Consider the following 22,577-nt stretch of genomic DNA (forward strand, 5'->3'; position numbering starts at 1 on the left):
GTTGCCACCAATATACAAAATATTGAAAGTGGTGTTTCTGGTATTCAATTACATCAGAATACAATGTTGAATAAACCATTTTATGCTTCAACAATTAATGATGAAAAACTAAATTCGGCTTTCGCCAAAATTTCTCCATCAGAAAATTTTACAAGATTAGAAAAAATGATGATTTTGGCTTTGCAACCCATAGTGGTAAATTCAAAATTAGAATTAAATAAAAAAGTAGGTTTCCTACTTTCTACAACCAAAGGAAATATTACAGCATTGGCAAATCCTTCGGAGGAAAGTTTTCAAAATGCACATTTACATCAATTAGCAAAAAACATAGCTGATTTTTTTGGATTCAAAACCCAACCCATTGTAGTTTCTAACGCTTGTGTTTCTGGAATTTTAGCTATTTCAGTGGCTAAAAGATTAATTCAGTCCGACATGTTCGATAATGTATTTGTAGTAGCAGGCGATGAGGTTTCTGAGTTTGTTTTGTCAGGATTCAATTCTTTTCAAGCTATGAGCGATTTACCTTGCAAACCCTATTCTAAAAACAGGACTGGTGTTTCTCTAGGCGAAGCAACGGCCGCAGTTTTAGTTTCTGCAAATAGAGAAAATGCAAAAATAAAAATAATTGGAGATGGTGCTGTAAACGATGCCAATCATATTTCTGGACCATCAAGAACTGGCGAAGGACTTTATAGAAGTATCCAAAGTGCTTTGGCGGAAGCCAAAATAAATGCCAATCAAATCGATTATATTTCTGCTCACGGAACCGCAACGCCGTTTAATGACGAAATGGAAGCCATTGCTTTCAACAGATTAGAATTAGAAAATGTACCAATAAATAGTCTAAAAGGATTTTACGGACACACTTTAGGTGCTTCTGGATTATTGGAAACTGTTATAGGAGTTCAATCCGTTTTAGATAGTAAATTATTTGCTTCTTTAGGTTTTGATGAAATAGGCGTGAGTCAACACATTAATATTATTAAAGAAAATCAAGATAAAAATTGCCACTATTTTCTAAAAACAGCTTCTGGTTTTGGAGGTTGTAACACTGCAGTTTTATTCGAAAAAGTAAAATAATGTCAGAAAATAAAACCTACATACAAGCCTATTGCACGATTCAGAATAACGAAATTATACTGAACGGAGAAACGATTTTTACATCAGATTCTGACTTATTTTCTGATTTTTCAAAGAAATCATATCAGCATTTCGATATGAATTATCCGAAATTTTTCAAAATGGATAATTTAAGCAAATTGGCTTTTTTAGCTGCCGAATTACTTTTGAAAAACGAAATTAACGAAGCCAAAGAAAATAATATTGCTTTAGTTTTCGCCAATAAATCATCAAGTTTGGATACTGATGTAAAATACCAAAACTCCATTTCTGACAAAGAAAATTATTTTCCGTCTCCAGCAGTCTTCGTCTATACATTGCCCAATATTTGTATAGGAGAAATTAGTATTAAGCACCAATTGAAAAGTGAAAATTCTTTTTTTATCTTTGACGCGTTCAATCCAGAATTCATGACAAATTATGCCAACATACTTTTGAATTCAAAAAAAGCAGAAAAAGTACTTTGCGGTTGGGTCGAATATTATAATGAAGAATATAAAGCTTTCCTTTATTTGGTTACCAATGAAGGAAGAACAGAACATAATAAACAAACAATAGAAAATTTATATAATAAATAATATGGAAGCATTAAAACAAGAATTAAAAGTAAAAATCATTGAAGTTCTAAACCTAGAAGATATAAATGTAGCAGATGTAAATGACGATGATGCCTTATTTGGCGACGGATTAGGATTAGATTCTATCGATGCATTAGAGCTTATTGTAATGCTTGATAAAGATTACGGAATCAAATTAGTAGATCCAAAAGAAGGAAAAAATATTTTCCAATCTATCGAGACAATGGCAGCTTATATCACCGCAAACAGAACAAAATAAGACGATTAGATAATTAGATTTTTAGACTTCTTAGATTTAAGTATTGTCTAACAATCTAAGAAGTATAAAAATCTAACAATATAAGTAAGTCTAAATGAAAGGAGTCGCAATAACAGGAATGGGAATAATTTCGGCAATCGGAAATTCGGTTGAAGAAAATTATTTTTCGCTCATCAATAACAAAACCGCCATTACCACCATCGAAAATATTTCGACGGTACATGCTGGTTTAAGAAAAGTGGGTGAAATAAAGAAAACCAATCAAGAGTTGGAAAATGAACTCCAACTTCCTTCGGATAACAATTTCTCAAGAACCACTATGATTGGTGCTATTGCAGCAAAACAAGCGGTTGCAAATGCAGGAATTACTTCGATAAACGAATACAAAACGGGACTAATTTCGGCAACTAGCGTTGGCGGAATGGACATGACCGAAAGATATTATTACGATTATTTCGAAAAGCCAGAAACCATTAAATACATTAGTTGTCATGATGGTGGCGATGTAGCTCAAAAAATCGCCGATGAACTAGGTTTAAAAGGAATGGTAACCACGATAAGTACTGCTTGTTCGTCGGCAGCCAATTCGATTATGTTGGGCGCAAGATTAATAAAATCAGGAAAACTAGATCGAGTTATTGTAGGCGGAACTGATGCTTTGGCAAAATTTACGATCAACGGATTTAAAACCTTGATGATTTTATCGGATGGATATAATATGCCATTTGATAATGATAGAAAAGGATTAAATCTAGGAGAAGCCGCTGCTTTTTTAGTCTTAGAATCTGATGAAATTGTAAAAAAAGAAAACAAAAAAGTATTAGCAAGAGTTTCTGGTTACGGAAATGCAAACGATGCTTTTCATCAAACTGCTTCTTCAGAAAACGGAGACGGTGCCTGTCTAGCGATGGAAAAAGCGTTTCAAGTTTCTGGACTAAAACCTGAGCAAATTGATTATATCAATGTGCATGGAACGGCAACGCCAAATAATGATTTATCTGAAGGAAGAGCGATAGTTCGAGTTTTTGGAGAGAAAAATATTCCCGATTTTAGTTCTACAAAACCATTTACAGGTCACACATTGGCCGCAGCCGCAGCAATTGAAGCGGTTTATAGTGTTTTGGCAATTCAGAACAATGTGGTTTTTCCTAATTTGAATTTCAAAACGCCTATGGAAGAGTTTAATATGATTCCACAAACCACTTTAAAACAAAAAAATATCGAACACGTTTTGTCTAATTCATTCGGATTTGGCGGAAATTGTTCGACCGTAATTTTTTCTAAAAGCGAATGAGAAAGACATATATAAATGGAGTAGGTTGTATTTCGGCTCAAAAAACGTTTGATACAATTTTTTTGGAAGATGCCATACTAAATGAAACAGCTAATGTTTTACCATTAGAAATTCCTGTTTACAAAGATTTTATCTCACCAACAGCTATTAGAAGAATGGCAAAAGGTGTAAAAAACGGAATTGTAGCTTCGACATTAGCCATGAAAGAAGCAAATACTGATACTTTTGATGCGATTATTACTGGAACAGGAATGGGTTGTATAGACGATTCAGATAAGTTTCTAAGAGCCTTAATCGATAATAATGAAGAATTTTTAACACCTACTTCTTTTATCCAATCGACTCACAATACGGTTGGTTCTCAAATCGCTTTGGGATTGCAATGCAAAGCCTATAATTTTACGTATGTAAATGGTTCCGTTTCTTTCGAATCGGCACTTTTAGACGCAAAATTACAGTTTGATGAAAATGAAGCTTCTTCGATTTTAATTGGCGGAATAGATGAAATGAACGATTATACCGCATCACTTTTCAAGTTAGCGGGGTTTATAAAACAAGACAATGAAAGTCCTTATAAAGTATTAAATTCTACTACAAAAGGCGTTGTATATAGTGAAGGAGCTACTTTTTTTGTTTTGGAAGACAAGAAGAAGGACAGCTCTTATGCGGAAATTCTAGATGTTGAAATTTACAATAAGCTAGCAGTCGATGAAGTTGAGGTAAAAATAGTTGATTTTCTAAAGTCAAATGCCTTGCAAATTTCTGATATCGATGCAGTCGTTTTGGGTTACAATGGAGATGTAGAAACCGATGCTTATTACAAAACACTTTCGTCAAACACTTTTGCAAAAACACAACAAGTTTATTACAAACATTTGTCTGGCGAATACAATACAGCGTCTGCTTTTGGATTGTGGGTTGGTGCAAAAATTATAAAAACACAACAAATTCCTGAAGTTCTAAAAGTAAATTATTTAGAAAAAAAAGACTATAAAATCATACTTTTATACAATCAATACAAAGGAATCGATCATAGTTTTACTTTAATTTCAAAATGCTAAATTACCGAAATACAAATATTGTTTTTTTTGTACTTTTTGCCTTACTATTACTTTTTAGTTTTTTTGTAACGGTAAATTGGTGGTTGTTTTTAGTGCTATTTTTTGTAAGATTTATTGTTGTAATTATTGGCTCATCGCAAATTCCATTAAACTTTTTTTTAAAAGCGTATTGTAATAATCCGTTAGAAAAAGAAAAAAAAGTGGCGCTAACATTCGATGACGGTCCACACGAAATGACTCTGTTGGTTTTAGATGTTTTAAAAAAATACAATGCAAAAGCAGCTTTTTTTTGTATTGGTAAAAATGTAGAAAAACATCCTGAAATTCTAAAAAAAATTATTGCTGAAGGACATATTGTTGGGAATCATTCGTATGATCATTCTCGTCTTTTCGATTTTTATAGAAAAGACAAATTAATAGCCGAAATTGTAAGAACAGATACTTTAATTGAAAAGATTTCAGGCAAAAAAACTATTTTATTTCGTCCGCCTTTTGGTGTTACAAATCCTTCCATAAAAAGAGCTTTAGAAGTGACAAAACACCACGTTATTGGCTGGAATATTCGCTCGTTAGACGGAATTATTAAAAATGAAAAACTGGTTTTTAATAGAATAAAAAAACTAATTTCTCCTGGCGGAATTGTACTTTTGCACGACACTTCCTTGCAGTCTGTAAAAGCATTGGAACAGTTATTGCAGTTTATTGAAGAAAATGAATATAAAGTTGTTTCGTTAGAGCAACTTTTAGAGATCAAAGCTTATGAAGATTAAAACAGTTATAATTGCATTAATTTTATGTTTTTGCAACCTTTCACTACTCGCACAAGAGCAAAAAATGACGGAAACAGAAATTGTTTCTTTCAAAAAAACAGTCAAAGAAGTGGCTACTAAAATAAAAACGCTAAGCACAGATTTTGTGCAATACAAACACTTAGATTTTTTATCGAAAGATATTGAAACTTCAGGAAAAATGGCGTTTAAAGAACCAAATATGTTGCAATGGCAATACAAGAAGCCTTATAATTACAGTATTGTTTTTAAAAATGGAAAGATTTTTATAGATGACGAAGGCAAGAAAAGTGCTATGGATGTGAGCAGTAGCAAAATTTTCGGAAAAATAAATAAATTGATTGTGGGAAGCGTAAGTGGAGATATGTTTGATGATAAGGAATTTGTGATTTCTTATTTTAAAAATAAAACCAACAACATCACGAAGTTTATTCCAAAAGATGCAGCACTGAAAAAATATATCAAACAAATTGAATTAACTTTCGATAAAGATGACGCAACAGTAATTCAGGTTAAATTACTAGAATCATCGGAAGATTATACACGTATTGTATTGAAAAATAAAATATTAAATGCAAAAATCGACAATTCTATTTTTAATTAGTTTACTGTTTTTAGTTACTTCTTGTGCTACAAATAAGCTTGAAAAAGAGTTGAAGTCAGTAACTTTAGAAACCACAGTTTATAATGCGCCGTATTTTGCTAATCCAGAAATAGATTATGCTTATAAAGCCAATATTTCGGTTTATGGGAATGATATGTCAGGTATTTTTATTGCAAAAAAAATAAATGCAACCACACACAGAGTTGTTTTTACGACCGAATTTGGAAATAAATTATTAGATTTTGAAATCTCTGAAACCGATTTTAAAGTAAATTCGATTGTAGATGAATTGAATAGAAAAATATTAATTAATACTTTAAAAGCCGATTTTAGATTGCTATTAAAAAATCAATTTTTAATAAAAGAACAATTAGAAGACATAGAAAACAAAGTATATAAATCCGAAGATAGAAATAAGTTTAATTATCTTTTTATATCAAAAACAAACGGTAAACTCTTTAAGATTCTGCATTCAACCAAAAGAAAAGAACAGATAAATATTGCTTTTACCTCAGAAAATAATACTTTTGCCGAAAATATTATTATTCAACATTATAATATAAAATTAAGAATAGAGTTGAATTATTTAGAGACAAATTAGAAATGAAAAAATTATTTATTGTTGCCATTATTGCATTATTAGGATTTACACAAACTGAGGCGCAAGTTACATTTAAGCCAGGATTGCGTGGCGGAGTAAACTTTTCTCACTTTACACAAGGGGATAGTCATACTGGTTTTTATGGAGATCCTGCTTTTATGGGTAGTTATGGAACTGATTTTAAATCGAAAACAGATTTTTATGTAGGTTTTTACGGTGCTTTACATCTTACAAAATTTTACACATTGCAACCAGAGATAGATTATTCTAACCAAGGTTCTACAATAAATTATATTGATAATAACAATATTTCTAGAAGTGCAAAATTAGATGTGTCTTATTTGTCGCTTGCAGTTATAAACAAGTTTACGTTTAACAAGTTTAATGTTCTTCTTGGACCAGCTTTAGAGTTTGTTGTAGATGAAAAAAATATGAATGCAGACAACGATATTGATTTGACTTTTCAATTGGGTGCAGGTTATGATGTCACAAAAAACTTTGGTTTAGAAGCGAGAATTAAAAAAGGAATTATTCCTTCATATTACAGTAACAATTATAATGGATATGGTTATTACAGTGACAACAATAATCACACAAATGTTGTGTTTTCTATTGGGGCAACTTATACATTTGATATAAAATAAAAAATATGCTTTTAAAAGATTTTTATAAAGTAATTTCATTAGAAAAAAATGATAGTCAAAAATATTTGGCTATCATTTTTGTTAATGAAAAACATGAGGTTTTCAAAGGACATTTTCCAGGAAATCCTATTATGCCGGGCGTTTGTATGATGCAAATTATTAAAGAACTTACGGAGCAAATTACAGGTAGTTCTCTAATTATGCAGAGTTTAACGAACGTTAAATTTATGGCATTAATAAATCCAGAAGTAACGCCAGAATTGCGTTTAGAACTAGATATTACAGCAACTGATGAAGGTTTTATTAAAGTAAAAAATACAACTTATTTTAACGAAACTGTAGCTTTGAAGTTAAGTAGTGTATTTAAAAAAATATAAAAAATGAAACTTATAATTTCTATTTTCTGCTTTCTGCTTTCTTTCAGTAATCTAGATATTTCTGAGATTAGAAAGTTGTACCCAGATGCAGCAAATTCAGAAGTTACGTCAAAAGAATTTTTGTTAAGATTGTCAGAGATTACAATAGAAAGCAATAAAACATTAGTAGCCTACAAAGGATCATCGATTACCATTTCTGCGAAATTTCAAAAGAAAATTTCAGACAAAATTAAAGCTTTCAAAGAAGGTGCGAAATTAGTTGAGTTTGCTATTACAAGTGAACCAAATAATATTGAAATACGATTAATACGATTAAGTATTCAGGAAAATGTTCCTGCTATTGTAAAATACAATAGAAACAAAAAAGAAGATGCTGCGTTTATTTTATCACATTACAAAGAGCAATCTAATAATTTGAAAGCTTATTTGAAAGCTTTTATATTACAATCTAAAAGTTTTTCTCCTGATGAAAAACAAACTATCAAATAGTTAAAGAACCATAATGGAAACTTTTATTCCCGAAATAAATCCAACAAAATCATTAAATTTTTGTGTTATTGTACCCACGTATAATAATCATAAAACATTAGCGCGTGTTTTAGATTCTGTTTTAGAATATACTACAAATGTGATTGTTGTAAATGATGGTTCAACCGATTCGACAAATGAAATTCTAAAAAATTATTCAAATCTTACCCAAGTTCACCATCCAAAAAACGCAGGAAAAGGAATTGCTTTGCAAAACGGATTTAAAAAAGCTTTAGAACTTAACCATGATTATGCAATAACTATCGATTCCGATGGTCAACATTTTGCCTCAGACATTCCTTCTTTTATTAATGAAATTAATACAAACGGAGAAGCTTTGCTCATAGGAAGCCGAAACATGACACAAGAAAATGTGCCTAAAAAAAGCAGTTTTGGCAATAAATTTTCTAATTTTTGGTTTTGGTTCGAAACAGGAATCAAGCTAGAAGACACGCAATCTGGTTACCGATTATATCCTTTGAAAAAGATTCCTAAAAACTATTTTACAAACAAATTTGAGTTTGAAATTGAAGTGATTGTACGTGCTGCTTGGAAAGGAATTACTGTGAAAAACATACCGATTCAGGTTTTATATGATCCATCAGAAAGAGTTTCTCATTTTCGACCATTCAAGGATTTTACACGAATTAGTATTTTAAATACGATTTTAGTAGCGATTGCGATTTTTTATATTAAACCAAGGGATTTTTTTTTGAGATTAAAAAAAAAAGGAATTAAGCAGTTTTTACTAGAAAACATACTTCACAATGAGGATAGCAATCTAAAAAAATCATTGTCAATTGCATTAGGAACTTTTATAGGAATCGCGCCTTTTTGGGGATTTCAGACGATAATTGTGCTGTTTTTAGCTATTTTTTTTAAGTTGAATAAAGTGATTGCTTTTGCTTTTTCTAATGTTAGTTTTCCTGTTTTTATTCCTTTTATAATTTATGGATCTCTAAAAATAGGCAGTTATTTTGTGAAATCTGGAAAACCATTATTGCTAGATACTTCGATGACATTTGCGGATATTCAAAACAATATTAGTCAATATCTTATAGGAAGCTTTGTTTTAGCAACCATCATGTCAATCACTTTTGGCCTTTTAGGTTATTTTTTATTAACGATTTTTAGTACTTTTAAGAACAAAAAATAAAGCATGCAAAATTTTTTCTTTAACCTTAATACATTCGCCAATAAAAATAAATTACTGTTTTCAGGAATCGTATTTGCATTGCTTTTGTCTTTTGGTTTTTTTGCTTCAAGAATTTCTTTTCAAGAAAACATCACACAACTTATTCCGTCAAATGACGAATCTGGAGTGACATCAAAAGTGTTAGAACAAGTTAATTTTGCCGATAAAATTACGATTATCATTAAAAGTAAAAGCAATGGTTCTCCGGATGATTTAACGCAATATGCCAACGAATTTGTTTCTGAATTAGATAGCAAATGCAAACCTTATGTAGGTAAAATTCAAGGAAAAATAGATGAAGAAAACATACAAGAAACCTTCGATTTTGTGTATGCTCATTTGCCGCTTTTTCTAGATAAAAGCGATTATGCAACGATTCAAAATAAAATAGACAAAGACAGTATTTCAAAAATTGTAGAAGCCGATTACAAATCGTTAGTTTCTCCAACAGGAATGGTCACAAAGGATTTTATTTTGCAAGATCCGTTGGGGATATCATTTATTGCACTAAAAAAATTGCAACAATTAAGTATTGGTGATGATTTCGAATTGCATAATGGTTTCGTTTTAACCAAAGACAAGAAAAATTTAATGTTGTTTATCACAACAAAACTTCCAGCCAACGAAACAGATAAAAATACATTATTTATTGCCGAATTAGAAAAAATAAAAACCAATTTAAATACTAAATTCGGTAATAAAGTGGCGATGAGTTATTTTGGAGCGACACCAGTTGCTGTGGCAAATGCTACGCAAATAAAAGCAGATGTTAGAAATACTTCGATATTTGCAACAGTAACTTTGATCCTAATTTTAGCTTTCTTTTACAGAAATATTGCCACACCAATACTCATTTTTATTCCTTCTATTTTTGGAGCCATTTTTGCGTTGGCTGTGTTATACTTTTTTAAAGGAACTATTTCGGCGATTTCACTCGGAATTAGCTCTATTTTATTAGGAGAAACAACGGATTATTCTATTTATGTCTTGACCCATTTGCGGAACAAAAAGGACATTAAACTGTTGTATAAAGACATTTCAAAACCATTGATGCTTTGTGGAATTACAACTGGAATTACCTTTTTGTGTTTGTTTTTTATCAAATCGGAAGCTTTACAGGACTTGGCAATTTTCGCCGCTTTAAGTGTTGTGGCGACTTCATTCTTCTCTTTGATTTTAATTCCGATTTTGTACAAAACAAAAAATGAAATTGCAGTCCAAAAGCTAAATGTCATCGATAAATTAGGTTCATATTCCTATCATAAAAATAAATTTTTAATAGTTTCTGTTTTTATTTTACTAATTATTTCGCTTTTCACTTATTCGAAAGTGAGTTTTAATAATGATTTGTCGTCACTTAACTTTATGACGCCAGAATTAAAAAAGACGGAGAAAGATTTAGAAAATATTGCCAATATTTCTTCAAAATCTATTTATTTGGTTACACATGGTAAGAATTATGAAGAGGTTTTAGAGAATAACAATAAGTTGTTTTCGGAATTAGAAAAAGACAAAAAAGCAGCAAAAATTCTAAATTTTAGTTCCATTGGAGGTATTGTTTTTTCTGAGGAAATTCAGAAGCAAAAAATTCAGGATTGGAATTCATTTTGGAATTCAGAAAAAAAATCAAACCTCAAAAGTAATTTAATTTCTAATGGGAATAAATATGGTTTTAAAGATCATACTTTTTCTGTTTTTTATGAAACCTTAAACCAAAACTTTAATGCCATTTCGTTTCAAGAATACGCAAAAGTAAAATCATTCTTTTTAGAAGAATTTGTAGCCAATAAAAAAGATTTTTACACCATTTCTACTTTGGTAAAAGTGCCAAACGACAAAAGAGATTCATTTGTAAAAGGGATAAAAAAGCAAGCAAACATAGTTGTTATTGACAGACAAGAAACAAATGAAGTGTTTTTAAATTCATTAAAAGCCAATTTTGAAGATCTTGAAAACTATTCTTTTATTATCATATTTTTAGTTCTTTTTGTTGCTTTTAGAAGAATAGAATTAGCCATTGTAAGCATTATTCCAATATTAATCAGCTGGATTTTTACTACGGGAATTATGGGTATGTTTGGCATTCAGTTTAATGTGATTAATATCATTGTTTGTACGCTAATTTTCGGAATTGGAGTCGATTATAGTATTTTTATGACTATGGCTTTACAGAAGGAACACACTTTTGGGAAGGCGGAATTACCAACCTATAAAACGTCTATTTTACTATCGGTAGCAACAACTATTTTAGGGATTGGCGTTTTAATTTTCGCCAAACATCCTGCCTTAAAATCTATCGCGTTAATTGGAATTATCGGAATATTTTCGGCATTAATCATCACGTTTGTTATCCAGCCGTTAGTTTTTGGTTTTTTTGTAACGAATAGAACTAAAAAAGGAAAACAACCATTCGAATTGCGTTCTTTTATTCACGGTATTCTTTCTTTTTTTTACTATGGTTTTGGCGGTTTTCTGATGTCGGTTTTTAGCGTTACGATTCTAAAAATATTGCCATTTAAAACTGCAACTAAAATGAAATATTTCCGATATGTGATGTCAAAATTTATGAAATCGGTTCTTTATACAAATCCTTTTGTGGTCAAAAAAATCATTAATAAAGGTAATGAAAAATTTGACAAACCTGCTGTAATTATTGCCAATCACACTTCATTTTTAGATATTTTATCTGTTGGATTACTCAGTCCAAAAATCATTTATTTGGTGAGTGATTGGGTTTATAATTCGCCAGTTTTTGGTGGCGCAGTAAAAGCATCTGGTTTTTATCCAGTTTCTTCGGGTGTCGATGGCAGTTTAGAGCATTTGCGTCCAAAAATTGAAGAAGGTTATTCGATAGTTGTTTTTCCGGAAGGGACAAGATCTAAGAGCAATGTGATAAAACGTTTTCATAAAGGCGCTTTTTTTATTGCCGAACATTTTAATTTAGATATCATTCCGATTCTTATTCACGGAAATTCTGAAGTGCTTCCTAAAAATGATTTTATTATTTATGACGGTTCTATTACCATCAAAATTTTAGAAAGAATTACGCCAAAAGATTACGCCTTTGGGAATGATTATACAGCAAGAACAAAAAAAACAGGAACTTTTTTTAAACAAGAATTTCAAAAATTGCGTTACGAGATTGAGGATAAAAATTATTTCAAAAAAATGATTTTACTCAGTTTCGCTTATAAAGAAACGGAAATCGTAAATGCTGTTAAAACAGATTTGAAAAATAATTTACTTTGTTATTTTAACTTAAATAAACAGATTGGTAAAAAAGCAAAAATACTTCATTTAGCCAATGATTTTGGTCAACTCAATTTGTTGCTAACCTTGCAAGAAGCCCAAAGAAAAGTAGATAGTTATCTTGTCGATGATTTAAATAGAAACGTTGCCGAACAAAATCTTTGGACAAAAAAGCGAGAGATAAATTATTTGACATCAGAAGATGAAATGGATAACAATTATGATGTTGTTTTAATTTCGGATTCGACAAATGATATTAATATTCAAAAAATAGCTGAGATTACTAGTACTATTCTATTAATTAATAATTTTAAGTTACTAAATTCGTTTCTTGATTTTGGTTTTGAAATCGAATTGCAAGAGGTACAATTGATTGTTTTAAAGAAAAAAGCTTAATGAAAGAGCATTACGACATAGTAATTATAGGAAGTGGTTTGGGTGGATTAGTTTCTGCCATTATATTGGCCAAAGAAGGTTATAGTGTTTGTGTATTGGAAAAAAACAATCAGTTTGGCGGAAACTTACAAACTTTTGTAAGAGATAAAACCATTTTCGATACCGGAATTCATTATATAGGAGGATTAAGTGAAGGTCAGAATTTGTATAAATATTTTAAATATTTAGGCATAATGGACGATTTGAAACTTAAGAAAATGGACGAGGATGGTTTCGATATTGTTTCTTTTGAAGATACAAATAAGGAATTCCCTCATGCGCAAGGTTATGAAAATTTCACCAATCAACTGGTCAAGTTTTTCCCAGGAGAAAAAGAAAATATCGAGAAATATTGCAAAGAAGTTGTAGCAACTTGCGATTCATTTCCTCTGTATAATTTGAAGCACGAAGGCGAATATGACAGCGAAATTTTATCTGTAAATGCCAAGCAATATATAGATGATGTAACTGAAAATAAAGAATTGCGAGCCGTTCTTGGCGGAACCAACTTTTTGTATGCAGGAATTGCCGATAAATCTCCTTTTTATGTTCATGCTTTATCTGTAAACTCCTATATTCAGAGTTCTTATAGATGTATAAATGGAGGAAGTCAAATCACAAAACAACTCATAAAACAACTCAAAAAATACGGGGGAGAAGTGTATAAATATAAAGAAGTTGTACAATTCGAATCGGAAGAAAACGAGGTCAAACGAGCTGTTATGAAGGACGGGTCGTCAGTTTCTGGAGATATTTTTATATCTAATGTAGATCCAAAAGCAACCCTAAAAATGGTTGGAGAAGATAAATTTAGAAAATCATATATAAAACGAATAGAAAGTTTAGAAGGTGTTTTTTCTGCCTTTAGTTTGTATATCGTTTTTAAACCAGAAACTTTCAAATATCGCAATCATAATTATTACCATTTTAAAAATAGCGAAGAAGTCTGGACAGCACATGAATATGACGAACAATCTTGGCCAAAAGCATTCATGGCTTCTATGAATGCTGGAAAAGAAGACGTTTGGGCAGATGGAATGACTTTTCTAACTTACATGAAATTCGACGAACTAAAGCCATGGGAACACACTTATAATACAACTGCGGAGAAAGAAGATCGCGGAGAAACTTACGACGGATTTAAAGCCAGAAAAGCAGAAAAATTCCTAAAAGAAATTGAACTTAAATTCCCAGGAATTAGAGATTGTATAAAATCTATTCATACATCAACGCCGCTTTCTTACCGAGATTATATAGGCGGTTACGAAGGGAATATGTATGGTTACGAAAAAGATTCAAACAATCCGATGAAAACATTCATAGCCTCAAAAACCAAACTAAATAACTTATATCTTACAGGTCAAAGCATCAATATGCATGGTGTTTTGGGCGTAACTATTGGCGCTGTTGTAACTTGTTCTGAAATTGTGGGCAAAGAATATTTAGTTGATAAAATCAATCAATTTACGGAAGAATAGATAAAACATGAAAAAACTTTTTCAACATTCAATTTTATCACTATTTTTTTTGACGGTTTTCTCTTGTGGAACATCTAAATCATTACATCATAAACCACAATTAGTAGGTTATAACAATACAATTCCCGTTGTAAAAAAGTATTCTAACACACTTTTTTCAACAGGGAATAATTTCTTACTTAAGAATAAACAAAACCTTTGGGAACTTTATATTGAAGGCGATGCGCTCGAAAGAGGATTAGCATTTGGGAGTTTGTCAGACAGTTTGTTAAAGAAACAAGAAACCGTTTTCTTCTCGAAAATTAAGGATATAGTTCCCTCAGAATTTAAACAAAAATTACTTCGAAATTTCCTGAAATGGTATAATCGAAAACTATATTTGAATGTTGCCGAAGAATACAAAACCGAAATTTATGGCATTTCACAGTATTCATCACATGATTTTGATAATATTGCGCCACCATATTTGCGAAGTTTATATTTGCACGGCGCTCATGATATTGGTCACGCATTGCAGGATTTGGCGTTAGTTGGTTGCTCTTCGTTTGCCGCTTGGGGAAATAAATCGGAAGATGGAAGTTTGATTCTAGGAAGAAATTTCGATTTTTATGCAGGCGATGATTTTGCCAAAGATAAAATTGTAGCTTTTGTAAACCCAAAAGAAGGTCACCCGTTTATGATGGTCACTTGGGCAGGAATGATAGGTGCTTGTTCTGGAATGAATAATGAAGGATTAACAGTTACCATAAATGCTGGAAAATCGAAAATTCCACTCATTGCAAAAACACCAATTTCAATCCTTACTCGCGAAATTTTACAATATGCTAAGAATATCGATGAAGCCATTGCCATTGCAAAAAAGAGAAAAGTTTTCGTGTCAGAATCGATAATGATTGGAAGTGCAAATGACAAAAAAGCTATTTTAATTGAAGTTTCGCCAAATAATTTTGGTGTTTTTGAGGTGGAAAATAGCAATCAATTAATCTGTTCAAATCATTTTCAAAGTGACAATTTAAAAGATAACGACAGAAACAAATATCAAATAAAAAACAGTCATTCTAAATATCGTTATGACAGAATGGTCGAATTATTTGATAAAAATCCGAAGATAAATCCAAAAATCGCTTCCGAAATATTACGAAATAAAGAAGGATTAAATAATTTACCTTTGGGTTATGGCAACGAAAAATCCTTAAATCAAATGATTGCACATCATGGAATTATTTTTAAACCAGAACAACGATTGGTTTGGGTTTCTGCAAATCCGTATCAATTAGGAGAATTTGTTTGTTATGATTTGAATAAAATTTTTAATAAAAATAAGGTTAACGACAAAATAGTTTCACTGCAAGAAGAAAATTTAAATATTCCAAAAGATGCTTTTTTAGAAACATCAGAATACAAAAATTATGAGCTTTTTAGAATTGAAGACAGAAAAGCAGATGCGTTTTTAGAAGCTAAAAAAGAATTACCTTCGGATTTTGTTAAAAATTACCAATCTTTGAATCCAAATTATTGGGTTGTTTATTATAAAGTAGGATTAAATTTTTATCAAAAAAAGCAATACCAATTGGCAAAAGAACAATTCGAAAAAGCATTAACAAAAGAAATCACAACACTTCCCGAGAAATTAGAAATCGAGAAGTATTTAAAGAAAATTGAAAGAAAAATAAAATAATTAATAAAACTATCGATCCTAGATTTTAGTAAAGCGACTTAAAAAATTCGAAAATCTATGTTTCTATGTGGTAAAATAAAATAAAAATGATTCCAAAAATAGAAACCGCAACAACCGAAGAAATTAAATCTTTTCAGGAGCAAAAACTTTTGGAATTGTTATCTTATGTAAATCAGAATTCGCCTTATTACAAAAGACTTTTTGCAAAAAAGAATATTAATATAAAAAGCATAAAAAAACTTGAAGATTTGCAACTTTTGCCAATAACTTCAAAAGAAGATTTGCAAAAATATAACGATGATTTCTTGTGTGTTCCAGTTAATAAAATAATCGATTATGCGACCACTTCTGGAACATTAGGCGAGCCAGTAACTTTTGGCTTGACCGATAATGATTTAGAAAGATTGGCTTATAACGAAGCTATTTCGTTCGATTGTGCAGGAATAAAAGAAGGAGATGTAGTGCAAATGATGACCACAATCGATCGAAGATTTATGGCTGGATTGGCTTATTTTTTAGGTTTGCGAAAAATGAAAGTAGGCGTAATTCGGGTTGGCGCAGGAATTCCGGAATTGCAATGGGATTCGATTCTAAAATACAAACCAACACATCTTATAACGGTTCCTTCGTTTTTATTAAAACTGATAGAATATGCCGAAAATAACAACATCGATTACAATAAATCAAGCATAAAAGGCGCTATTTGCATAGGAGAATCGCTTCGAAATCAGGATTTTTCGATGAGTATTTTATCTAAAAAAATAACCGATAAGTGGAATATCAAGTTGTTTTCGACGTATGCATCGACCGAAATGAGTACTGCATTTACCGAATGTGAACATTCTGTTGGCGGGCACCATCATCCGGAATTAATTATTATTGAAGTGTTAGATGAGCATAATAAACCTGTAAAAAATGGAGAATCTGGCGAATTAACTTTTACCACAATTGGAGTAGAAGCCATGCCGTTAGTCCGTTTCAAAACTGGAGATATTGTACAATTGCATGCTGAATCTTGTGCTTGTGGAAGAAATACGTTGCGAGTTGGACCGGTAATTGGACGAAAACAACAAATGATAAAATACAAAGGAACAACTTTGTATCCGCCAGCGATGAATGATGTTTTAACTCATTTTGAAAATATCGAAAGCCATATTATCGAAATTTCTACTAATGATTTAGGAACGGATGAAATATTAATAAAAATTGCTGTCAAAAATAAATCGGAAGCATTTTTGCAAGAATTGAAAGACCATTTTAGAGCCAAATTACGAGTAACCCCAAAAATTGAATTTACGACTAAAGAGATTCTAAATCCTCTTATTTTTAATCCGATGAGTAGAAAACCAATCACTTTTTTCGATAAGAGAAAGAATGATTATTAATTGATTTTAGGACTATTATTTTATAACCACATAGATGCATAGTTTTGCGAAATTCATTAAGACGTTTCACTTTATTGCAGCAAATCATAACTTTGTGAACCAAGAATTGGTCTATACAACTCTTTTTTCTATGTTTCTATGTAGCTAAATCTGATTGCTACTTAAAATATTAAAGTTAAAACAAGTCTATTCTATTTTAGTCTATTATCTCTCATCTAAAACTTCTATCTTTGCAAAAAAAATAGACAATGCCTAAAATAGGTAACATCATATTGCCAGATTTCCCATTACTTCTCGCGCCTATGGAAGACGTGAGCGATCCGCCGTTTCGTAGATTGTGTAAATTGCATGGTGCCGATTTAATGTATTCGGAATTTATTTCTTCCGAAGGATTAATTCGTGATGCGATAAAAAGCCGACAAAAATTAGATATTTTTGATTACGAACGACCAGTTGGGATTCAGATTTTTGGTGGAGATGAAGAAGCTATGGCGATGTCTGCAAAAATTGTCGATGCTGTTCATCCTGATTTGGTAGATATAAATTATGGTTGTCCTGTAAAAAAAGTGGTTTGCAAAGGAGCAGGAGCTGGTGTTCTAAAAGATGTAGATCTCATGGTTCGTCTGACCAAAGCCGTTATAAGAAGTACCAACTTGCCAGTGACTGTAAAAACCCGTTTGGGTTGGGACGACAATTCTATCAATATTGATGAAGTTGCCGAACGTTTGCAAGATATTGGTGTGCAAGCACTAACGGTTCATGCTAGAACAAGAGCGCAAATGTATAAAGGACATTCGGACTGGACACATATAGAAAGAGTAAAAAACAATCCTAGAATTACAATGCCTATTTTTGGAAATGGCGATATCGATTCTCCCGAAAAAGCATTAGAATACAAGAATAAATTTGGTCTCGATGGTATGATGATAGGTCGTGCTGCGATAGGTTATCCTTGGATTTTTAACGAGATAAAACATTATTTTGCCACAGGAGAACATTTGCCAGCACCAACGGTTATCGATAGGGTAGAAGCAGCTAGAAATCACCTTACTTGGTCTATGGATTGGAAAGGAGAACGCGTAGGAATCGTCGAGATGCGTCGTCATTATACTAATTATTTCAAAGGAATTCATTCGTTTAAGGAATACAAACAAAGATTGGTTACGCTAGACGATCCAGAAGAATTATTTAAAGTTCTAAGTGAAGTTGAAGAAGTGTATGCGGGTTATCAGTTTGTTTAATTCTTATGATTCAAGTAATAATATTGTTCTATTAGTCAATTCATTTTTATATTTAAGTAAATCATCAATGTGTTCTAATATGTATTCATTATTGTCAATGATTACTTTCATTTTAGAATCAGAGAATACAAGTTTACATATTACTTTTTTTGTTGAATCATCTACACTTATATTAAAAAAACTTTTGAAATCTCTATAACTTATTCGCTCATTTGGAATTTTCTTATTTTGGATTAACAATGTTCTTATTGTGTGATAAGCTTGAACTTCTGCTTCAGTAGTAATAACACCTTGTGAATTTGACATTGATTCAAGTAAAACTTTTTTATCATACATACATTTTAAAAATGACGAATTGATAAGGTTAATCATTTTGCCTTGTGTTTCTTCATTAAACTTTGTGTTGAAAGTCATGTTTTTATGAATGCTTTTCAAAAGATCTTTTGATGGTGCAATCAGTTCTTTAAAGAAAGCTGTTTCAAAACTTTCAATAAACACGATTTCTTGTGCTGATTTTACTATTTGTAATATGTTGATATATCGTTTGTCGAAAGTGATAAGTGTTTCTAAATCACTTTCTTTATAAGTCATCATATTGAAAGTAAAAAATGGTTTGTTGTCAATTATATTTGGTTCAACAACATCTGAATAAAACCTATATTCAATCCCATTGGTTAAAATTGCAATTTTTGAATTCTTTGTATTATTAAAATAGCCATTAAGTTGCCCAGCTTCCTTATCAGTTAATTTTGAACCATATTTTTTTGCTTCAACAAGAATAGTATCTTTTTTATTTAACAAAATAGCATAATCTATCTTTTGACTAACTCGATCACCAAAATCAGCATTGTATTCTGGAATTAAATTATTTGATTCATAATTTAGCATAAAGAAAAAAGGCTCGATAAGAAATTTTCTTGTTTGTGCCTCATTTGAACAAAGCTCTATAGCTTCATTTATTTTGAAATTATCTAATAATTTTTTTAACTGATTTACGGCTTGCTTAGGAATTACTGGTGTCATTATGATTGTGTTTGTTTGTAAACCAAATATAATAAAATAAATGTATGATTTTATTATATTATTTTGACAGAGGAATTCTTACGAAATGTTTAATTGAAGATTGTCATCTGCGTTAGGGATTGCGGTGAAAATCCTTTTTCTCGCCAGTTCGAGTTCCTCGATTTTTTGCGAGGAGTATCGAGAACAAGAGAAAAACATTACTTTTCACGATACTTTTATTCTCATTGGAGTTCAGAGAACTTCGTTTGTAACGAAAAGCCCGACCGAGATTTTTTATCGAGGTAACGCCCACCCGAGCCTAAAAAGCGAACTGGCAAAGCAAATATATTATTCCAACAACTTTTTGCTCACGCGACTTCCAGCAATATAGGAAGCCATAACGCCTAATGTTATAATAGTTACCAGAACAATAGCTACGTTTTGCAAGTTGAAAATCACAGGATACGCTAAAGATTCGGTAATCATTACCACTTTAAAATATTGCTGAATGAGCACTATGATTATTCCTAAAAACAAACCTATAAATCCGCCCAAAACAGTTAGTAAAGTGCCTTGTAGTAAAAATATTCTTCGCAAATCGGGAATAGGAGTTCCTACACTATATAAAGTCTTTAGATTGTCTTTTTTGTCAAGAATCATCATGATTATTGCGCCTGCCAGCGTAAATAATATAAGGATAATAACCAAAGTGCAAATGAGGTAAAGCACAGTATTTTCTGTATTTAGCATCTTGTACAAACTATCGTTTTGTTGCGCTCTGTTCTTTATAATCACTTGATTGTTGAAAATAGTATTCAAATCATCGACAACAGTTTCACTTTTTGCATTTGGAGATAGTTTTATTTCAAGTCCAGAAATCTGATTGGGTTTAAATTCTAGGAGTTCTTGTGTAAGTTCTAAATCAGCAAATACGTATTTAGAATCTAGTTCGTCATTTATTGCATAAATTCCAATAGGAACTAAATTCGATTTATTGAAAGCGTTTTCGGGATTAGAAATGGCTCCTTTTCCAGGTTTTGGCACAAAAATTTCGAAGGCATTATCTAAATCAAATAAACCCAAAGATAATTTTTGGGCTATCATATTTCCTATAACTACTTGAGGCGTTTTTGGTGCAAGCCACTGTCCCTGATACATTGCTTTATTTACGTTATTTACAAGGTTATATTGACTGTCGACACCTTTTATGTAAGCAACTTGTTCTTTGTTTTTGTACAAAAACAACACTTTTTCTTCGATGGTTTTACTGTAAAAAGCAATGTCTTTATTAGCTTTAATTCTTTGTTTTTGATCTTCCGAAATAAGAAATGATTTGCCATATTTTGGTATTATCTTCAAATCTGGATCAAAATCATTGCTAAACGATAAGCTAAATTCTTTTAGTCCGCTAAAAATAGACATAAAGACAAAAAGCACCATAGCACCAATTATAATTCCGCCTAATGCAATTTTAGAGATGATATTAATTGCATTATTGCTACTTCGGCTAAAAACGTAACGTTTGGCTATGTAAAGAGGGAAATTCAAATTATATTTTCTTTCTTTTTTCTAACAAATCACGATTTTCGATAGGATTTTCTTTTCCAGTAAGTGCATTGTCTATTTTTTCTATATAATCTAAACTATCATCAATATAAAAAGCAAGATTAGGAACTTTACGCAATTGTAAGCGTACACGTTGTGACAAATCATGTTTTATCAAATACATATTAGACTTTATAGATTCCAAGATCTCAAGTGCTTTTTCTTGAGGAAAAACACTCAGGTAAACTCTCGCCACACCTAAATCTGTAGTAACACTTACTTTAGAAACCGAAATAACAAGATTCGAAATCCCGTTCTTGCGAATTTCTCCTTGTAAAATATCTACTAAATCTTTCTGAATAACGCCGCCTATTTTTTTCTGTCTATTTGTTTCCATACTGCAAAAATACAAAAAAATAGTGGCAAAGTTTCAAAGCAAGGAAGTAACAAAGTTTTTATCTTTGTATTTTAACAAAATAAGCGAAATGAGAAAAATAGAACATATAGGGATTGCGGTAAAAAATTTAGAAGTTTCCAACTTGATTTTCGAAAAATTATTTGGAGCACCATCATATAAACAAGAAGAAGTGGCGAGTGAAGGCGTAAAAACCTCCTTTTTTATGAATGGACCAAATAAAATCGAATTATTAGAAGCTACCAATCCGGAAAGCCCCATTGCTAAATTCTTAGAAAAAAAAGGAGAAGGAATACATCACATTGCTTTTGATGTTGAAGATATTGTTTCGGAAATAGCTCGTTTGCAATTAGAAGGCTTCGTGGTTCTAAATGAAATTCCAAAAAAGGGTGCGGATAATAAACTAGTTGCTTTCTTGCACCCAAAAACTACAAATGGCGTTTTGATAGAATTGTGTCAAGAAATTAAAAATTAATTTTGGGAATCCCAAAAAATGTAGTAATATTGCAACCTCGAATAAAGCATTTGTTTATTTGATAAACGCAGAATAAAACATAAAACTGTGTTGTAAAATAGGTCCTATAGCTCATTCGGTTAGAGCAACTGACTCATAATCAGTAGGTGCTTGGTTCGATTCCAAGTGGGACCACTTTTTTTGCAAAACCTTTCAAGTAATTGGAAGGTTTTTTTAGTTTTCAGCTCATTTTATTTCTTTTCATCGTTTTTTTTATGAATTAATTGGTCGAGTCAAATATTTCACTTAATATTGCTTTAGATTAATATAACTTTAGAAAGTTTATTTTAAAATAATACTTAAAAAACTTTGATAAAAAGGTTTTTTTTATATTTTTACAACTATGAATATTGCTCCAAAAAAAATCAGCCTAACTTTGTTAGTTTTACTAGCAACATTAAGTATTTTTGCTGCTCCTCCAGTAGGACCGCCACCACCTACGCCACCACCACCGCCGGGTTTGCCTATAGATGGTAGTGTTGGCTTACTTATTTTTGTGGCAATAGTATATGGTTTTTACACACTCAGGAAATTTAAATTAGAATCTAAATAAAAAAAGGTACGCATTTGCGTACCTTTTTTGTTAT

At 31.2% G+C, this 22,577-nt stretch carries 22 protein-coding genes and 1 tRNA gene; 20 read left to right on the plus strand and 3 right to left on the minus strand.

The features are described 5' to 3' along the window. The 17 genes from ABI549_RS08010 to dusB form a co-directional block, all read left to right on the plus strand. A partial coding sequence (locus ABI549_RS08010) for a beta-ketoacyl synthase N-terminal-like domain-containing protein (protein WP_348075939.1) occupies positions 1-1,080 on the plus strand: 1,080 nt, incomplete at its 5' end. After that, on the plus strand, positions 1,080-1,697 hold the full coding sequence (locus tag ABI549_RS08015; protein WP_348075940.1) for a 3-oxoacyl-ACP synthase: 618 nt from the start codon (positions 1,080-1,082) through the stop codon (positions 1,695-1,697). The genes ABI549_RS08010 and ABI549_RS08015, both read left to right, overlap by 1 nt. 1 nt (position 1,698) lies before the next feature. Continuing rightward, positions 1,699-1,956 carry a phosphopantetheine-binding protein gene (locus ABI549_RS08020; protein WP_348075941.1) on the plus strand — a complete coding sequence of 86 codons (258 nt, stop codon included), beginning with the start codon at positions 1,699-1,701 and terminating at the stop codon, positions 1,954-1,956. A gap of 94 nt (positions 1,957-2,050) precedes the next feature. Further along, positions 2,051-3,250 carry a beta-ketoacyl-[acyl-carrier-protein] synthase family protein gene (locus ABI549_RS08025; protein ID WP_348075942.1) on the plus strand — a complete coding sequence of 400 codons (1,200 nt, stop codon included), beginning with the start codon at positions 2,051-2,053 and terminating at the stop codon, positions 3,248-3,250. Continuing rightward, positions 3,247-4,311 carry a beta-ketoacyl synthase N-terminal-like domain-containing protein gene (locus ABI549_RS08030; RefSeq protein WP_348075943.1) on the plus strand — a complete coding sequence of 355 codons (1,065 nt, stop codon included), beginning with the start codon at positions 3,247-3,249 and terminating at the stop codon, positions 4,309-4,311. Before ABI549_RS08025 ends, ABI549_RS08030 begins: the two co-directional genes overlap by 4 nt. Continuing rightward, positions 4,305-5,081 (plus strand): polysaccharide deacetylase family protein, encoded by a 777-nt coding sequence (locus ABI549_RS08035; RefSeq protein ID WP_348075944.1) that lies wholly within the window; start codon positions 4,305-4,307, stop codon positions 5,079-5,081. The genes ABI549_RS08030 and ABI549_RS08035 overlap by 7 nt, the downstream gene beginning before the upstream one ends. Beyond that, entirely contained in the window at positions 5,071-5,703 is a 633-nt protein-coding gene (locus ABI549_RS08040) for an outer membrane lipoprotein carrier protein LolA (RefSeq protein ID WP_348075945.1), read from the plus strand. Before ABI549_RS08035 ends, ABI549_RS08040 begins: the two co-directional genes overlap by 11 nt. After that, positions 5,672-6,304 (plus strand): hypothetical protein, encoded by a 633-nt coding sequence (locus ABI549_RS08045; RefSeq protein ID WP_348075946.1) that lies wholly within the window; start codon positions 5,672-5,674, stop codon positions 6,302-6,304. The genes ABI549_RS08040 and ABI549_RS08045 overlap by 32 nt, the downstream gene beginning before the upstream one ends. A 2-nt stretch (positions 6,305-6,306) precedes the next feature. Further along, positions 6,307-6,948: an outer membrane beta-barrel protein gene (locus ABI549_RS08050; RefSeq protein WP_348075947.1), complete on the plus strand. Its 642-nt coding sequence runs from the start codon at positions 6,307-6,309 to the stop codon at positions 6,946-6,948. A 5-nt stretch (positions 6,949-6,953) separates the two neighbouring features. Further along, positions 6,954-7,325 carry a 3-hydroxyacyl-ACP dehydratase gene (locus tag ABI549_RS08055; protein WP_348075948.1) on the plus strand — a complete coding sequence of 124 codons (372 nt, stop codon included), beginning with the start codon at positions 6,954-6,956 and terminating at the stop codon, positions 7,323-7,325. Between the two features lie 3 nt (positions 7,326-7,328). Then, entirely contained in the window at positions 7,329-7,814 is a 486-nt protein-coding gene (locus ABI549_RS08060; RefSeq protein WP_348075949.1) for a hypothetical protein, read from the plus strand. A gap of 13 nt (positions 7,815-7,827) precedes the next feature. Next, positions 7,828-9,009 carry a DUF2062 domain-containing protein gene (locus ABI549_RS08065; protein ID WP_348075950.1) on the plus strand — a complete coding sequence of 394 codons (1,182 nt, stop codon included), beginning with the start codon at positions 7,828-7,830 and terminating at the stop codon, positions 9,007-9,009. A 3-nt stretch (positions 9,010-9,012) separates the two neighbouring features. Beyond that, entirely contained in the window at positions 9,013-12,693 is a 3,681-nt protein-coding gene (locus ABI549_RS08070) for a 1-acyl-sn-glycerol-3-phosphate acyltransferase (protein ID WP_348075951.1), read from the plus strand. Next, positions 12,693-14,210, plus strand: a complete 1,518-nt coding sequence (locus ABI549_RS08075) for an NAD(P)/FAD-dependent oxidoreductase (RefSeq protein WP_348075952.1) — start codon at positions 12,693-12,695, stop codon at positions 14,208-14,210. Before ABI549_RS08070 ends, ABI549_RS08075 begins: the two co-directional genes overlap by 1 nt. A 7-nt stretch (positions 14,211-14,217) precedes the next feature. Beyond that, positions 14,218-15,888, plus strand: coding sequence for a C45 family peptidase (locus ABI549_RS08080; protein WP_348075953.1), 1,671 nt, complete (start codon positions 14,218-14,220; stop codon positions 15,886-15,888). Between the two features lie 86 nt (positions 15,889-15,974). Continuing rightward, a complete protein-coding gene (locus ABI549_RS08085; RefSeq protein ID WP_348075954.1) occupies positions 15,975-17,273 on the plus strand; it encodes a phenylacetate--CoA ligase in 1,299 nt (432 codons plus the stop codon). A 248-nt stretch (positions 17,274-17,521) separates the two neighbouring features. After that, the gene (gene dusB / locus ABI549_RS08090; RefSeq protein WP_011964342.1) at positions 17,522-18,514 is read left to right on the plus strand and encodes a tRNA dihydrouridine synthase DusB; all 993 of its coding nucleotides are present in this window, start codon (positions 17,522-17,524) and stop codon (positions 18,512-18,514) included. Positions 18,515-18,517: 3 nt separating this feature from the next. Here dusB and ABI549_RS08095 read toward each other — a convergent pair whose 3' ends face one another. From ABI549_RS08095 to rbfA, 3 genes are all read right to left on the minus strand, one after another. Continuing rightward, complete coding sequence (locus tag ABI549_RS08095; RefSeq protein WP_348075955.1) at positions 18,518-19,537, minus strand: type I restriction enzyme HsdR N-terminal domain-containing protein; 1,020 nt, start codon at positions 19,535-19,537, stop codon at positions 18,518-18,520. 327 nt (positions 19,538-19,864) lie between these two features. Then, positions 19,865-21,064: an FtsX-like permease family protein gene (locus ABI549_RS08100; protein ID WP_348075956.1), complete on the minus strand. Its 1,200-nt coding sequence runs from the start codon at positions 21,062-21,064 to the stop codon at positions 19,865-19,867. A gap of 1 nt (position 21,065) precedes the next feature. Continuing rightward, the gene (rbfA, locus tag ABI549_RS08105; RefSeq protein WP_348075957.1) at positions 21,066-21,458 is read right to left on the minus strand and encodes a 30S ribosome-binding factor RbfA; all 393 of its coding nucleotides are present in this window, start codon (positions 21,456-21,458) and stop codon (positions 21,066-21,068) included. Positions 21,459-21,546: 88 nt separating this feature from the next. Between rbfA and mce the strand changes: the two genes are divergently transcribed. The 3 genes from mce to ABI549_RS08120 all read left to right on the plus strand — a co-directional run bounded on the left by mce (position 21,547) and on the right by ABI549_RS08120 (position 22,543). Beyond that, positions 21,547-21,951, plus strand: a complete 405-nt coding sequence (gene mce / locus ABI549_RS08110) for a methylmalonyl-CoA epimerase (protein ID WP_348075958.1) — start codon at positions 21,547-21,549, stop codon at positions 21,949-21,951. Positions 21,952-22,051: 100 nt separating this feature from the next. Next, positions 22,052-22,125 (plus strand) — tRNA-Ile (locus ABI549_RS08115). Between the two features lie 208 nt (positions 22,126-22,333). Next, positions 22,334-22,543 (plus strand): hypothetical protein, encoded by a 210-nt coding sequence (locus ABI549_RS08120; RefSeq protein WP_348075959.1) that lies wholly within the window; start codon positions 22,334-22,336, stop codon positions 22,541-22,543. Positions 22,544-22,577: the final 34 nt, after the last annotated feature.

It is taken from the genome of Flavobacterium sp., from assembly GCF_039932285.1.
GTDB lineage: Bacteria > Bacteroidota > Bacteroidia > Flavobacteriales > Flavobacteriaceae > Flavobacterium.

Bases quoted from the DNA above. Each gene is read 5' to 3' on its own strand.
- rbfA (WP_348075957.1), bottom strand. From the start codon at position 21,458: ATGGAAACAAATAGACAGAAAAAAATAGGCGGCGTTATTCAGAAAGAT.
- ABI549_RS08020 (WP_348075941.1), top strand. From the start codon at position 1,699: ATGGAAGCATTAAAACAAGAATTAAAAGTAAAAATCATTGAAGTTCTA.
- ABI549_RS08030 (WP_348075943.1), top strand. From the start codon at position 3,247: ATGAGAAAGACATATATAAATGGAGTAGGTTGTATTTCGGCTCAAAAA.
- ABI549_RS08045 (WP_348075946.1), top strand. From the start codon at position 5,672: ATGCAAAAATCGACAATTCTATTTTTAATTAGTTTACTGTTTTTAGTT.
- ABI549_RS08080 (WP_348075953.1), top strand. From the start codon at position 14,218: ATGAAAAAACTTTTTCAACATTCAATTTTATCACTATTTTTTTTGACG.
- mce (WP_348075958.1), top strand. From the start codon at position 21,547: ATGAGAAAAATAGAACATATAGGGATTGCGGTAAAAAATTTAGAAGTT.
- ABI549_RS08060 (WP_348075949.1), top strand. From the start codon at position 7,329: ATGAAACTTATAATTTCTATTTTCTGCTTTCTGCTTTCTTTCAGTAAT.
- ABI549_RS08065 (WP_348075950.1), top strand. From the start codon at position 7,828: ATGGAAACTTTTATTCCCGAAATAAATCCAACAAAATCATTAAATTTT.
- ABI549_RS08025 (WP_348075942.1), top strand. From the start codon at position 2,051: ATGAAAGGAGTCGCAATAACAGGAATGGGAATAATTTCGGCAATCGGA.
- ABI549_RS08055 (WP_348075948.1), top strand. From the start codon at position 6,954: ATGCTTTTAAAAGATTTTTATAAAGTAATTTCATTAGAAAAAAATGAT.
- ABI549_RS08070 (WP_348075951.1), top strand. From the start codon at position 9,013: ATGCAAAATTTTTTCTTTAACCTTAATACATTCGCCAATAAAAATAAA.
- ABI549_RS08120 (WP_348075959.1), top strand. From the start codon at position 22,334: ATGAATATTGCTCCAAAAAAAATCAGCCTAACTTTGTTAGTTTTACTA.
- ABI549_RS08040 (WP_348075945.1), top strand. From the start codon at position 5,071: ATGAAGATTAAAACAGTTATAATTGCATTAATTTTATGTTTTTGCAAC.
- ABI549_RS08050 (WP_348075947.1), top strand. From the start codon at position 6,307: ATGAAAAAATTATTTATTGTTGCCATTATTGCATTATTAGGATTTACA.
- dusB (WP_011964342.1), top strand. From the start codon at position 17,522: ATGCCTAAAATAGGTAACATCATATTGCCAGATTTCCCATTACTTCTC.
- ABI549_RS08075 (WP_348075952.1), top strand. From the start codon at position 12,693: ATGAAAGAGCATTACGACATAGTAATTATAGGAAGTGGTTTGGGTGGA.
- ABI549_RS08095 (WP_348075955.1), bottom strand. From the start codon at position 19,537: ATGACACCAGTAATTCCTAAGCAAGCCGTAAATCAGTTAAAAAAATTA.
- ABI549_RS08085 (WP_348075954.1), top strand. From the start codon at position 15,975: ATGATTCCAAAAATAGAAACCGCAACAACCGAAGAAATTAAATCTTTT.
- ABI549_RS08015 (WP_348075940.1), top strand. From the start codon at position 1,080: ATGTCAGAAAATAAAACCTACATACAAGCCTATTGCACGATTCAGAAT.
- ABI549_RS08035 (WP_348075944.1), top strand. From the start codon at position 4,305: ATGCTAAATTACCGAAATACAAATATTGTTTTTTTTGTACTTTTTGCC.